The sequence below is a fragment of the Stygiolobus sp. CP850M genome (genome assembly GCF_037389425.1).
Lineage (GTDB): Archaea > Thermoproteota > Thermoprotei_A > Sulfolobales > Sulfolobaceae > Stygiolobus.
This window is the reverse complement of sequence record NZ_JBBHKR010000090.1, coordinates 1-12758: the sequence shown is the minus strand read 5'-3', so window position 1 is coordinate 12758 and position 12758 is coordinate 1. Positions and strand designations below refer to the sequence as shown.

General features: G+C 39.1%; 15 protein-coding genes and 2 pseudogenes. 7 read left to right on the top strand and 10 right to left on the bottom strand.

Going from position 1 to position 12758, the window contains the following annotated elements; genetic code table 11:
* Positions 1-6: 6 nt before the first annotated feature.
* Genes WIW89_RS11695 through WIW89_RS11680 form a run of 4 tightly spaced genes read right to left on the bottom strand, consistent with a single transcriptional unit; the run spans position 7 to position 2702 of the window.
* On the bottom strand, positions 7-984 hold the full coding sequence (locus tag WIW89_RS11695; RefSeq protein WP_337720906.1) for a DHH family phosphoesterase: 978 nt from the start codon (positions 982-984) through the stop codon (positions 7-9).
* Between the two features lie 13 nt (positions 985-997).
* Positions 998-1606, bottom strand: a complete 609-nt coding sequence (locus WIW89_RS11690) for a cysteine hydrolase family protein (protein ID WP_337699696.1) — start codon at positions 1604-1606, stop codon at positions 998-1000.
* 47 nt (positions 1607-1653) lie between these two features.
* Entirely contained in the window at positions 1654-2250 is a 597-nt protein-coding gene (locus tag WIW89_RS11685) for an endonuclease V (RefSeq protein ID WP_337699695.1), read from the bottom strand.
* Entirely contained in the window at positions 2232-2702 is a 471-nt protein-coding gene (locus WIW89_RS11680; protein WP_337710215.1) for a phosphatase domain-containing protein, read from the bottom strand. Before WIW89_RS11680 ends, WIW89_RS11685 begins: the two co-directional genes overlap by 19 nt.
* A 173-nt stretch (positions 2703-2875) precedes the next feature.
* Between WIW89_RS11680 and WIW89_RS11675 the strand changes: the two genes are divergently transcribed.
* The gene (locus WIW89_RS11675) at positions 2876-4213 is read left to right on the top strand and encodes an FAD-binding oxidoreductase (protein ID WP_337720905.1); all 1338 of its coding nucleotides are present in this window, start codon (positions 2876-2878) and stop codon (positions 4211-4213) included.
* Positions 4191-4712, top strand: a complete 522-nt coding sequence (locus WIW89_RS11670; protein WP_337720904.1) for a nicotinamide-nucleotide adenylyltransferase — start codon at positions 4191-4193, stop codon at positions 4710-4712. The genes WIW89_RS11675 and WIW89_RS11670 overlap by 23 nt, the downstream gene beginning before the upstream one ends.
* A gap of 5 nt (positions 4713-4717) precedes the next feature.
* Here WIW89_RS11670 and WIW89_RS11665 read toward each other — a convergent pair whose 3' ends face one another.
* Positions 4718-6259, bottom strand: coding sequence for a M61 family metallopeptidase (locus WIW89_RS11665; protein ID WP_337720903.1), 1542 nt, complete (start codon positions 6257-6259; stop codon positions 4718-4720).
* Positions 6260-6268: 9 nt separating this feature from the next.
* Positions 6269-6961 carry a TIGR00266 family protein gene (locus WIW89_RS11660; RefSeq protein WP_337710222.1) on the bottom strand — a complete coding sequence of 231 codons (693 nt, stop codon included), beginning with the start codon at positions 6959-6961 and terminating at the stop codon, positions 6269-6271.
* 39 nt (positions 6962-7000) lie between these two features.
* Between WIW89_RS11660 and proC the strand changes: the two genes are divergently transcribed.
* Together proC and WIW89_RS11650 are read left to right on the top strand one after the other, a co-directional pair.
* A complete protein-coding gene (gene proC / locus WIW89_RS11655) occupies positions 7001-7786 on the top strand; it encodes a pyrroline-5-carboxylate reductase (RefSeq protein WP_337699684.1) in 786 nt (261 codons plus the stop codon).
* A 69-nt stretch (positions 7787-7855) separates the two neighbouring features.
* Positions 7856-9214 (top strand): RuvB-like helicase, encoded by a 1359-nt coding sequence (locus WIW89_RS11650; protein ID WP_337720902.1) that lies wholly within the window; start codon positions 7856-7858, stop codon positions 9212-9214.
* Positions 9215-9260: 46 nt separating this feature from the next.
* Here the strand turns inward: WIW89_RS11650 and WIW89_RS11645 are convergent, their stop codons facing one another.
* Together WIW89_RS11645 and WIW89_RS11640 are read right to left on the bottom strand one after the other, a co-directional pair.
* Positions 9261-9713, bottom strand: coding sequence for an NUDIX hydrolase (locus WIW89_RS11645; RefSeq protein ID WP_337699679.1), 453 nt, complete (start codon positions 9711-9713; stop codon positions 9261-9263).
* Positions 9714-9716: 3 nt separating this feature from the next.
* Positions 9717-11151, bottom strand: a pseudogene (locus tag WIW89_RS11640) (L-aspartate oxidase).
* A gap of 69 nt (positions 11152-11220) precedes the next feature.
* On the opposite strand from WIW89_RS11640, the gene WIW89_RS11635 reads away from it, so the two are divergent.
* On the top strand, positions 11221-11787 hold the full coding sequence (locus WIW89_RS11635; protein ID WP_337720901.1) for a GMP synthase subunit A: 567 nt from the start codon (positions 11221-11223) through the stop codon (positions 11785-11787).
* Positions 11784-12053 carry a hypothetical protein gene (locus WIW89_RS11630; RefSeq protein ID WP_337720900.1) on the top strand — a complete coding sequence of 90 codons (270 nt, stop codon included), beginning with the start codon at positions 11784-11786 and terminating at the stop codon, positions 12051-12053. Before WIW89_RS11635 ends, WIW89_RS11630 begins: the two co-directional genes overlap by 4 nt.
* 10 nt (positions 12054-12063) lie before the next feature.
* Here the strand turns inward: WIW89_RS11630 and WIW89_RS11625 are convergent.
* Positions 12064-12438: pseudogene (locus WIW89_RS11625) on the bottom strand (carboxylating nicotinate-nucleotide diphosphorylase); the annotation flags it as partial.
* Here WIW89_RS11625 and WIW89_RS11620 point away from each other — a divergent pair.
* Complete coding sequence (locus WIW89_RS11620) at positions 12410-12619, top strand: hypothetical protein (RefSeq protein WP_337720918.1); 210 nt, start codon at positions 12410-12412, stop codon at positions 12617-12619. The pseudogene WIW89_RS11625 and the gene WIW89_RS11620 overlap by 29 nt on opposite strands.
* On the opposite strand, the gene WIW89_RS13650 is transcribed toward WIW89_RS11620, so the two are convergent.
* The gene (locus WIW89_RS13650) at positions 12611-12757 is read right to left on the bottom strand and encodes a DUF929 family protein (RefSeq protein WP_443296601.1); all 147 of its coding nucleotides are present in this window, start codon (positions 12755-12757) and stop codon (positions 12611-12613) included. The genes WIW89_RS11620 and WIW89_RS13650 overlap by 9 nt on opposite strands.
* Position 12758: the final 1 nt, after the last annotated feature.

Here is a 12758-nt window from a genome sequence, read left to right as displayed (position 1 = left end):
TTTTCTTCACATAGTTACGTTCTTCTTACCTTCATAATATATAAAACCGGTCTCAGTTACGACTTTTTTAACTATGTCAGAGGCCCAATTTAACAACGGACCCCTAATTCCTAGCCTATGAAGGAGAAACCTCCAGAATGGAGCTTTAAGACCCGCACCAGCTGCTAGTATGTGACCACCGCCACCTAGTTTCTCGGCAAACCTCCTCACGTCTATGCTGTTACTTCTAAACGATATTGCCTTTCCGTTCACTGATGCATAAACTAATGCACCGTATCGGTTCATCAAGAATTGAGAGGCATAACTAATATCCGGAGGTCCCCTCCATCTCACAGCCACTACTATGTTCTTTCCGTTGATATTCAGAACTCTAGTGTATTTATGTAAGTTCTCGTAACCCTTTAACTCCTTGTCTATTTGATCGAGCAAAATCTTTTCAAATTCATCATCCCATAGAACTCCATTGTAAAACTTATTGATTAAGTACTCCTTCCACTTATAGTCTTTATTATACTCCACAACACGCCTTAATTTTTCACCCATGGGATCATCATGAAGCCAGATGTCTACTGAACAGTCAGCACTAGCCAACTTTCTTGAGAACTCGTCTTGCGGATTCAGATTCTTATTTACTACTCCTGCACCACATGTAGACAAATCGTGATACACATTAACCCCTGTTTCTTGTAGCTTCCTCTTCCACTCCTCCTTCCACACATGGTGATCGAACCACTCTATTTCTGCTCCTTGACTTATTAATTTCTTTAAGTTCTCTATCACATTGTCTAAAGTAGATGCGTTTAAACCTATATCAGCTATCATAATCTTATAAACTCCTCTTAATTCCAAGCTCTTTAGTAAATTGTGGATCTTAGTAGGCTCTGTAAAAAACACTTTTTTCGGTAAAGAGTTAACAGCCCTAGCGTATATCGCAGCAGACGCAGTTCCATCAAAATCGTTATGTACGATAGCGTAATAATCCATGTCTCATCATTCGTTACTTTCTAGTAATAAATTTTATCCCTTCCGAGGTAGAAATCTTTCCTTTATACAGAAAATCTACTTGCCTTAATGACGCATAGTAATCAAATTCTGTTAAAGCTGAAATACCATCCTTTGCCACAACCACGTTATACCACCTCAAAGCCGCACTACCAGCCGTGTGAAGCACACAGATATTAGCTACTGTTCCGGTCATAATTACGTTCTTAATCCCCTTCACTCTCAATATATAATCTAACGGGGTCTCGAAAAACGCGTCGTATCTGTATTTCTTTATTAAGAAATCGTCTTTCTCAGGCTTTAACTCGTCTACGATTTCAGCACCCCAAGTTCCTGCAACAGCGTGTTCTCCCCAAATTTTGAATTCCGGATCATCCTTCATATGCCAATCCTGAGTATAAATAACGTAAGCCCCTTCACTTCTCGCTTTTTGTATCAATCTTTTAATAGCAGGAATTGTAGCTTCTGCCGTAGGTACGTATAACTTCCCTTCCTTTCTCACGAAATCGTTTTGCATATCAACTATTATCAGAGCAGTAGTAGAAGGATCTAATTCGACTTCTTTTTCTTCGGGAATATCGGGAGTTTCTACGGTGACTTTCATAATTAGAAGTTATCTGTTAACTTTTTAACCTTTTATAAAAGCGAATTTCACCTTTTTCTCTTTGTCTCTTTAGAAATTTTATCAGCCAACTTAAGTGCTTCGGGATAACCGAGCCTGGATAACGTGATCACGTCGATTAAATCCACCTTATTACCTATGCTAAAATAATATTTCCCTCGTTTTACACCAACTTTTTCTCCGTTAACAAGTATGTAAGTTTCTTCACCTTCTCTAACCTCTTCTCCGAACAACCTCGATTTAGCTACACCTATTGTCGGAATATCCAGTAAAACACCTATGACTGTAGCTATTCCGCTCCTTCTGGGATGGGCTAACCCGTGACCATCAACTAGCGTTAGTTGGCATTGGTCTTGGTATTTTTCGAGAGCTTTCATCATTAATGGAGCCTCCCTCATGAATAAAAACGTAGGAATATAGGGAAAGTTTACCTCACCAGTGAAGACGTAATGCTCGTATCTGTTGCCGTCAAAGTAAACTACCACTGCATAACCTATATTACCTTTGTATGCTATGTCTAAAGCACATACGCTTTTCACGTTTTCTACTCCTAAGTGGGTTATACTTACATTCCTAGCAACTAAATACTGAAACTTTACTAAGAAATTTAAAAGTGGGTCTTCCACTTGCCCTTCAACCTTTCCACTTCTAATACAAAAAGCTCTTGCTCATAAGTTTGGATTGCACCAGGTTTATATCGCCTTACTTCATCTATAGCAGATTCTGCATCTAGACCTTCAGATAAAACTAAGTAACTCGCTATCACAGTTCCAGTCCTTCCCATACCGCCTACGCAGTGAACTAGATTACCCTTTCCTTGTTTAAGCCAATTATAAATTATGATAAATTGCTCCATAGTAGGAGGATGACCATCTGGTATCTTAATATGATAGTACTCAAAACCTAGTTCTTTTAAGGTCTCATAATAATAGTCTACGTTGCCCCATGCCTCTTCTATTTCCCAATCCTCGGGCAAAATTAGAACTCTCTTTACTCCTCTTTGCCTCCACTCTTCTAACTCGTCTCGGGTGTAAGGTATAGGGGATCCGCCTATGATACCTTTTCTAACCCAGTACACTCATCATCACACTCTGCAGATCCGCTGTTCTTCATCCAATATTTATTATGGTGGGCTGTCCCTATAAATCCGTCTATAAAAAAAAAGGATCATCAAAGATTTAGCACTACACACTAAAAGTCGATTTGATTTAAATATATACTCATAAATTTCGGAAAGCTCATAATATTCATGTGCTAGACGGGATTGAAATAGAAGAGGGAAAAGAAAGGGAGGACTTTGCAGGATTTAAAATAAAACCTAAGATTATCGCTTACCCAAAAAATGAAGATGAAGTAGTAAAGATAGTCAATTACGCTAGGGATAACAATATCCCCATTGTAACTTATGGTGCTGGGACAAGCCTTGCTGGTCACCTACAGTGTGAAGGATGTATCTTAGTAGACATGAAACATATGGACAAGATCTTAGAAATTAACGAGATAGATTGGTATGTTAGAGTCCAACCTGCAGTAAATCTCGAGAGACTCAATATAGAACTTAGCAAAAAAGGATTTTTCTTTCCACCGGACCCTGCAAGTTACTTTCTGTGTTCAGTTGGCGGGGCTACTGCTAATGCTTCAGGTGGAATGAGAGGGGTAAAATACGGAACTTTCAGAGACTGGGTATTAGCATTAAGGGTAGTTTTACCTAACGGAAAGGTTGTGAAAATTGGAGAACCCCTAAGGAAAAACAGAGGAGGATACGACCTTCTACACTTGTTCGTAGGCAGTGAAGGAACATTGGGAATAATAACCGAGATTTGGCTGAGGATAATACCTTTACCTCAAAGTAAAATTTACACACTGTTAGTTTATGTAAATGATATAGAGGAAGCTGGGGAATTGATTTTTAACATAAGAAAGAAGGGAATCCTTCCTGAAATAGCCGAATATATTGATGACCAAGTGGTGAGAGCTTTAAATAGACAATTAAATGCGAGACTCGATGAGAGCGGAGGGGGTGTTTTCATTATTTCAGTTGAAGAAGAAAATTTACTAAAACTTCGAGATCTTCTAGCGGATAAAAAATACATAATAACCGAGGGAGATGAAGCAGAGAAAATATATTCAATCAGAGCACAATCGGCAATAGCGCTTAAGGCAGAAGCGAAACTAATGTATGTAGAGGACATAGTAGTACCCGTTTCCCGTTTAATTGATGCTATAAAGAGAATAAAAGAGATCGAAAAGAAATATAACATAAGAATGCCGGTAATAGCTCATATAGGCGACGGTAATTTACACCCCAACATAATTCTAGACGACCCACTAAAAGCTCAAGAGATCTTTGAAGAAGTCGCTAAGATAGCGATAGAGCTAGGAGGTTCCATATCAGGAGAACATGGTATAGGAGTTCAGAAGGCTAAGGTACTGGCTGAGCAACTTAGTGCACATAACGGTAAAGAGGTTTTAAAAATAATGAAGGGAATAAAGGATTTAATAGACCCCTACCATATTATGAACCCCGACAAATTTGTTGAATTAGCTTACAAACTGAGTGAGAAAAATGAGGGCTCTATTTCCAGGTAGGTTTCAGCCCTTTCATCTAGGGCATATGGCTGCTATCCAATGGTTATTGAATAAGTACGATAAAGTAATTATCCTTATAGGAAGTGGCCAGGAGAGCCATTCGATTTATAATCCCTTCACAGCCGGGGAGAGAATTATAATGATAAGAGAGAGCCTAAAGGAGTACGGCGTAGATTTTCGAAAGGTTATTCTGTTCCCTATAATGGAATCCTTTACAAACAAGAACTGGGTAAGAATAGTAGAAATGTACTCACCACCGTTTGATGTGATAGTAAGCGGAAACCCTTTAGTATATACAGTGGCAAAAGAAGCCGGATATCTAACAGATCAAGTGCCGATATTTAATAGAGAGATATATAATGCTACTAGAATAAGAAAGTTGATGCTAGAAAAAGATCCGAAATGGGAAGAGCTAGTACCGAAGAGTGTCTATAAGTTCATTAAGGAAATCGGTGGCGATGAGAGAATTAGAGAAGTCACTAAGAGTGATTACTGTTAGCTAAGTTAAATTAACTTCTTGTCTGATACACCTTCACCTTTGCCGAAAACCTTCTCGAAAATACCACCATTGGTCTTTATCTTAACTGTATGCCCCGGATTACTACCGGGAAGAACCTCAAAATGCTTTACAACACCATCTCTAACAATTAACAAGTCTAGTGATTGTCCTTCTTGAATATTCGCTCCTTTTACACCGTTCACTGCGATTATCTCATCTCCTGGGAATAGACCAGCATTGTCTGCAGGTGAACCATCCTCAACAAAAGTAATCTTATTTGCTTCTAGCCTTATACCAACGTAAGGTTTACCTCGATCCACAAACTCAACTTCAACATACTTCGAAAGGTGCTTAAAGATGGGAGGATCCCTCTTATATACTAGTTCGTCGAGGAAATCAACCCCATACTCTTCTGCAACGTTTCTTATATCACTATAGGTATAACCGGTCTCTTTGAACCTCAAGTAGAGAGCCTTAAACATCGAATAAATGTCGTAATGGTTATCACTGTTTTCTCTTATTTTCAAGTCCATGAGCAGACCTACTACGAACCCAAGGTCGTAATACGAAACGCCTATATTAAGGAAATTATCGTCACGTTTATAAAGCTTTATCCACGTTAGTTTTGATGATTCTGCCAAGCTCATCCTCTTTATCCCAGGATAGGTCAAGTTCGAGAGGATATTCGAAATAGACTTTAGTCCTTGTTGTGTGTCAATTACCTTACTCAGCACAAGAGACAAGAATGCTAGGTAGTCAGTAACTCCTTCAGCAAACCACAGTAGTTCCGTATAATTTTCCCTCTCATAGTCAATACGCATTAATTCTCTAGGTTTTAACCTCTTGACATTCCACTTATGCACATATTCATGGGCAAATAACCACAGCAAATCCTCTCTGTTCCACGGTACAACAATTGCCGATGAGTTCTCGTGCTCTATACCGCCGAAGTTTACATCACTACGCCTGAAGAAGAATATGTAGCTTTGTTTGTCTTCATTCTCAATTGATAAAGAGGAATCTAGAAAGTTAAGGACTTTAGATAACTTTTCCAGCTCGTTGACGTTATTGATTGTGGAAATCGAGTGAAACTCGGTAACCTTAATCAGATTCAATTTAGGGGAGGACTGAATAGGTGAGTCCGCAAACTCATCATAGTTCCTTGCACAATATGTAAATTTTCCAATTTCCTTCAAAGTAGTGTGTACTACCCAGTTATTAGGTAATTTTAAGCTTATACAGTATTCTTCGTTTAAATCCTGATAAGGAAAAACTGACACGGGATTTATAAATATATAATCTACCGTCGAAATAGTCTCTCTTTGATCTTTAGATATTGCTGAATAGACATACTCAAATTCGTCATCAGTGAGAAAGTACTTGTTCTTGGAAACAAGGGAAGCTCCTCTTAGCATCACGACGTTCTTCTCTTGCTCTCTTATGAAGTACGATCCTGGAATCCACGTAGGGAAAACTATCTGTTTCCCTGCTACTCCTCTTCCCTTTACATAAATATACTTATTTTTAGGTTCCACAATAAAGAACATCCCAACACCTTAAAACGGAAGCTGAATACCACCTTGTTGCCCACTGGGCAGATATGGGATTAGTGCTGAAGCGAGTTGTTCGGCCGTTAATGTATGCAACCATACCCGTCCAGGGCCAGTTATAGTAACAAAGAAAAGTCCTTCATGGGCAAAGAAAATAGACCTAAGTCCTCCGACAAGCTGGACAGAGTAAGGCATTCCTTCCTCAAATGCCATTAAGTGAGAAGCTTCAACTTGTATCGTTTCACCTGGTTGTAGATCCCTTACAATTAATCCGCCATAAGAGTGTAGGAATAAGTTGCCGAAACCGGTAAATCTTGCTAAGAAAAGCCCCTCTCCTCCTAATATTCCAGCCGTCAGTCTGGATAAAGTAGCATCGTAATTTACAGTGGTCTCAGCGGCTAAAAAGGAGTGGGACTCGGCAAGAATCCCTCTACCTTGTAACGGAATTTGGACTATTTTGCCGGGGAATATCCCCGACAGTACTACTTGTCCAGGACCGTAGAACTCAGTTACAAAAAACGAACCACCAGTTAATGCCCTCTTGATTCCGGATAAAAGACCGCCTCTTAATTTTGTTTGCAAAGTAACAGTGTTATCTTTTATTATCATGTGTCCTGCATCGGCATATATTCCCTCGTTTGGAGATAAATATACCTTAAGGTACTGTAAATCATCTCCTTGGATCTCGTATTGTGGCATAAGAAAGAATATTTACAATAGTTATTAAAAATCTTCTAAATGGTTAGAGTAGCTATTTTAGGTTCTGGGAAGATCGGTACAGCAATTGCTAGATCTATTAAGGATGATTTCGAAGTTATAGCAACGGCAAGAAACGAAACTACATTAAAAAAAGTCCAAGAACTTGGCATAAACTCAACGAGAAATAACTCGTACGCCGTAAGTCAAGCTGACGTAATAATCATCAGTGTAAAACCTCAACACTTTAAACCGTTACTCTCAGAAATAGACACTAATTTGTGGGAAGGAAAGATAGTTGTCTCAGTAATGGCAGGTGTGAGACTGGCAACGCTTTCAAGACTCCTTAGAGGAGCTAAAGTATTTAGAGCAATGCCTAACATTAACGCTGTTGTAGCCAAGGCTACTACAGCAATAACACCAGGAAAAGACGAGATCGTTGAGAAGATCTTTTCTTTAATAGGAAACGTGTATTGGGTTCAGGAGGAGTTGCTAGACGCATGGACAGCAATTATAGGAAGTGGTCCTGCTTTCTTGGCTGAGATTATAGATGCCTTTGCTCTTGGTGCCGTAGCTTGTGGTATGCCCCGAGACCTTGCTTATAATGCTATTTTAGATATGGTGGAAGGGACAGTCACTATGCTTAAGAAATGTAAGACGCATCCAGTGTTTCTCAGAGACCAAGTTACAACTCCTGCAGGCACTACTATACGCGGTCTTATGGTTATGGAAAGTGAGGGGGTCAAGTCTGCTGTTATAAAAACCGTCGAATCTGCTTATCAGAGAGCCGTAACAATAGGTAAGGAAATCGATAGTTCTATTCAGTAAATGAAAATAAGTATAACTTCGTATTAATTTTGAGTTAAACTCAAAAGCATTTTTTATAATTTAAAATTGATGGCCGAGATAAGAGAAATTAAAAAAGTAGAAAGAGAGAAAGCGTCTATTCACAGCCATATATCAGGACTAGGACTAGATGAAAAGGGAAAACCTAAGTTTAAGGCTGATGGGCTAGTAGGTCAGATGGAAGCTAGAGAAGCAGCTGGAATAGTAGTCCAACTTATAAAACAAGGTAAAATGGCAGGGAAAGGTGTCCTCTTTGTAGGCCCATCCGGCACTGGTAAAACAGCACTGGCAATTGCAATAGCTAGAGAACTAGGTGAGGACACTCCGTTTACTATAATGAATGCATCAGAGATATACTCAACGGAGTTAAAGAAAACTGAGATTTTAACACAAGCAATAAGAAAATCTTTAGGTGTCAGGATTAAACAGAGGAGAACGGTATACGAGGGAGTTGTGAAGGATATGAAGCTAAAGGTGGCAAGGAGCAGATTAAACCCATATGCAGTAATGCCAAGAGAAGCCCAAATAACTTTGGCTACTAAGGATGATGAGAGGACTTTAAACGTCGGAGACGCGATAGCTGCTCAATTAATGAAAATGAACATAAGAAAGGGAGACGTGATATGGATTGATGCTGAAACAGGTGAGATATCTAGAGTTGGTAGAGCTAAAGGAATAGAGGGAGAAAAGACATACGATGTAGACGTTGTAAGGCAGGTAGAAGTACCGAGCGGACAAGTAAAAAAGGAAAAAGATATCACCTTCACCGTAACTCTCCACGACTTAGACTTAAACATAGCTGCACAAAGCATATCAATTACTGCTTTGTTTAGTTTCTTTACAGAGAGAGAAATAAACCAAGATATCAGAAAGCAAGTAGACAAGTTAGTAAAGGATATGGTAAGTAAAGGAGAAGCGGAACTAATTCCAGGGGTACTATTCATAGATGACGCACACATGCTAGACATTGAAGCCTTCTCATTTCTCACCAAAGCACTTGAATCCGATCTAGCCCCTATACTAGTCCTTGCAACTAATAGAGGCATAACAAAGATAAGAGGAACTGATATAGAGTCTCCCCACGGAATGCCGCTTGATCTATTGGATAGATTATTGATAATACCTACGAGACCATATAACCGAGACGAAATAAAAGAGATAATAAAAATACGTGCTGACGAAATAGATGTAAAACTTGACGAAAAAGCGCTAGAGTTACTTACTAAACTAGGAGTTGAGAACAGCTTAAGATACTCAGTACAGTTACTCGAACCATCACTAGTGATAGCTCAAAAGAAGGGTAGGGATGTAGTAATGCCGGAGGACGTAGAAGAAGCATCTAAACTATTCAGCGATACAAAGAGAAGCGTAAACTATGTTAAGGAGTATGAGAATTTACTACTGAAATGATGAGTGAAGACGGAACCGACCAGTGAAGAATCGTTGCCGGACTGAACTATTTCTTTAAGCACTCTTCATAGAATCTTTTTTCTAGAACATCCTTTAAAATTCTGAAAGTCATCCCCCATATCCTAAAACCATTATAATAAAATTCGTCATTTCTACTTTCCAACTGCTTAGGATTTATCCATATTGCCATATCGACCTCGTCCTTCTGGATCTGTGGAATAAATTCTTCATCTACACAACCTAAGTAGGCTCTCACTTTCATATCAGGAGCGTTATTAGGGAAATATATTCCTAGGTCTTTAACTAATCTAGGCTTTATTCCCACCTCTTCAATACACTCCCTTACTGCTGTTTCATCACATGTTTCACTACTCTCTCTTCTTCCACCTGGAAATGCTATATGTCCACTCCAAGGATCATTAGGACTCTCTTTTCTCTTAATTACTAGAATCCTACCGTTCTTCGAAACTAGGACGACTATAGCAGCTCTACACTCCATGTTTTAAGAATTAAAAACTCTGAAGTATATTCTCTTTTCCCATCTCGGATCTTTGAACGGATAGTCTTCTCTATAATGATTACCCCTACTTTCTGTTCTAATGTCCGCAGCTAATGCCGTTAGATATGAGATCAAAATCTCTGGTCTACTTTTTGAGGGATAATATACTGAAGTAAGTTTTGACAATTTCTCGTGGTTCCTAATTATCCCCAGGTTTTCCCAGTTTAGCTTTCTAATTTCGTTTAATGTTAACGTATTACTTATTCCTTCATCTTCAATGAGTTTTAAAGTTTTCATTATTCCGTCTTCAGTTGTTATTCCCTCCCATTGAAGGTAAACGTATTGTGATAAATTAATTCCGAGACTAGCCCTTCAAGTAGGGAGTTACTGGCCAGCCTATTAGCACCGTGAAGACCACTATCGCTTACCTCGCCTATTGCGTAAAGGTTCTTCACACTGCTCTCTCCCCTAATATTCACTCTTGTTCCTCCGTCTACAAAATGAGCAGCGGGAGATATAGGAATAAGATCTTTCTTAGGATCTCTTCTGTGTCTGGCTAGGTAAGAAGCGACCACTGGGAATTTTTTCTGAAAATCTTCTATATCCCTTAAATCCATGAAAATCCGATGACCTTTCGACATCTCGATATAAATAGCCCCTGACAATATGTCCCTAGGAGCTAATTATCCTTTGGGATGGTAATTAAACAGAAATCTCTCGCCCTTCTCATTTACTACTTTAGCTCCTTCCTCTCTCAGCGTTTCGGTCATAAGGAAGGTCTCTCCGTCCAATTTTGCTACAGTAGGATGAAATTGAACTAATTCCACATCGCCCAGCACAGCTCCTACCTTAAAAGCCATAGCAATTCCTTCTCCGATATTGGTAGGTTATGTAGATGTGAACTCAAATAAGTACTAATAACCACCGGTAGCCAAGACGACTTTATCCGCATCCCCTTTGATTCCTCTTGTTTTTGTGACAAAACCTCTGACCTCTCCTTCTTCAACTACCGAATCTGTCACCATGTCTTCTATAACTGGAATCCCAAGAGAACACGCTTTGTTTAACAAAAACCTGAATGTCTGCCCTCTAGTCTCATCAGTCTTATACATCACTCTACGCCTTGAATGTCCTCCCTCTAGTCTCAGCCCTTTATCAAATTCAAATCCCCAAGACTGAAGAGTTTCGACAGCGTGTTTACCCCTTGTGTAACATATCTAACTGTTCTAATATCACAAAGTCCATCTCCTACTTTGATCGTATCCTCCGCATGTAATTCCGGGCTGTCATCAACAGAGACAGGTACGGTAACACCACCTTTGGCTATTGGGGTGGACCCTCCATCTACTTTCTTAGTAATTACCGTAACTTTATGACCCGATATTTTCAATGATACAGCTGCGGAAAGACCTGCAATTTCGGAACCTATAATATAGATCGTTTAATATCGAACTTATGTTCGGAATATAAAAGCTTTAATCCTAAGGAGATAAATATTCGTCTCGCAGTGAAAATAGCTGTAATTTACTTTGGAGGACAGTATAACCACCTTATCGTGAAAGATCTTAAATACCTCGGGGTTGAGGCTGTAGCCGTCACTCCCGACAAACCAGTGGACTTCTTAAATAATTTCGATTGCATTATTTTCGGTGGAGGCCCTTATTCCGTAGTAACGGAATTAGATAAAATGGGGAATGCTAAAGAATATGTACTGAAAACCTCTTTACCTAAAATGGGTATATGCTTAGGACATCAGTTAATAGCGAAAGTTCTAGGAGGAGAAGTAGACAAAGCTAAGAACCCAGAGTACGGCTTAGTTAACGTTATGATTGACGATGAGGATACGTTACTAAGAGGTTTAAAACCGTCTATAAAGGCTTGGGAAAGTCACACAGACGAGGTTATATCGCCGCCTAACGGGTTCAGAGTATTAGCACATAGCGAGAACGCTAAAGTACAGGCTATGGTGAACAGTGATAATACTATTTTCGGGGTTCAGTTCCATCCTGAGGTTAAACATACTGAAAAAGGGATTGAAGTATTTAAGAATTTCATCCAGGCATGTAAGAAATGATATTTGAAAAACTTATATCTAGAAGACTGCTAGAACGCCTAGAAGAAGATGTATTGCCTGAGGACATTACAAGTAAAGCCGTAAAAGGGGTTAAGTGTAGAGCTTATGTAGTGGCTAAAGAAGAAGGTTTGTTAGCAGGAAATAAGTTTCTTGTACCGTTCTTAGAAGACTTGCAATTAAAGGTCATAGAAGCTAAACCAGACGGAAATTATTTCAAAAAAGGGGATAAATGCTTATTTTCGAAGGACACGGAGAAGACGTCCTAATGGTCGAAAGAACATTGTTTAACTTACTTAGCAGACTTTCTGGGGTCATATTATCTAAGAGAATGATATCGGCCTTAGCTTTGTATGCCTCTACAGCTTCTTTTAAACTAGTCACTTCTACCTCTATCTTCTTTGAGAAACTTACGTATTTTCTAACGCTCTCTACAGCATTTCTTATTCCATCTAGTAATGCTATGTGATTATCTTTTATCAAAACCATGTCGGACAGATTGTATCTATGAGGGTCTCCGCCACCAACTTCCATAGCGTACTTTTCGAATAGCCTTAAACCTGGAGTAGTTTTCCTAGTTCCAGCAACAACAACATTAGAGTTAACAGTTCTTGCAAGCTTTACCATTAAGGTTGTCGCAGTAGCTATCCCAGATGAAGTAGGAGAGGTTGTTTCCCATCTGAAAGGAAAGATACTAATAGAAACCTCGGGTAGGATTACTCCTGACAATGTGGTGGAATACGCAAAAACTAGGGTAGACATAATCTCTAGTGGTTACATAACCCACAGTGTAAAGGCTATCGATATGTCCCTAGACGTAGAAAAACTAGACTAAACCTTGTATTTCTTTTATTCCAGATTGTATATAGCTCTGGTTCAAATGGTTTATCAAGTACTGCGGCGTCTCATTTTGTATTAAAGACGGGTTTATTAAATAACCTATCAATATATATGTCCCCTTATTCCCTGAAATT

Excerpts from the sequence above, each read along its gene's own strand:
- WIW89_RS11660 (WP_337710222.1), bottom strand. The coding sequence starts at position 6,961 with ATGCCACAATACGAGATCCAAGGAGATGATTTACAGTACCTTAAGGTA.
- proC (WP_337699684.1), top strand. The coding sequence starts at position 7,001 with ATGGTTAGAGTAGCTATTTTAGGTTCTGGGAAGATCGGTACAGCAATT.
- WIW89_RS11650 (WP_337720902.1), top strand. The coding sequence starts at position 7,856 with ATGGCCGAGATAAGAGAAATTAAAAAAGTAGAAAGAGAGAAAGCGTCT.
- WIW89_RS11695 (WP_337720906.1), bottom strand. The coding sequence starts at position 984 with ATGGATTATTACGCTATCGTACATAACGATTTTGATGGAACTGCGTCT.
- WIW89_RS11630 (WP_337720900.1), top strand. The coding sequence starts at position 11,784 with ATGATATTTGAAAAACTTATATCTAGAAGACTGCTAGAACGCCTAGAA.
- WIW89_RS11690 (WP_337699696.1), bottom strand. The coding sequence starts at position 1,606 with ATGAAAGTCACCGTAGAAACTCCCGATATTCCCGAAGAAAAAGAAGTC.
- WIW89_RS11670 (WP_337720904.1), top strand. The coding sequence starts at position 4,191 with ATGAGGGCTCTATTTCCAGGTAGGTTTCAGCCCTTTCATCTAGGGCAT.
- WIW89_RS11665 (WP_337720903.1), bottom strand. The coding sequence starts at position 6,259 with ATGTTCTTTATTGTGGAACCTAAAAATAAGTATATTTATGTAAAGGGA.
- WIW89_RS11645 (WP_337699679.1), bottom strand. The coding sequence starts at position 9,713 with ATGGAGTGTAGAGCTGCTATAGTCGTCCTAGTTTCGAAGAACGGTAGG.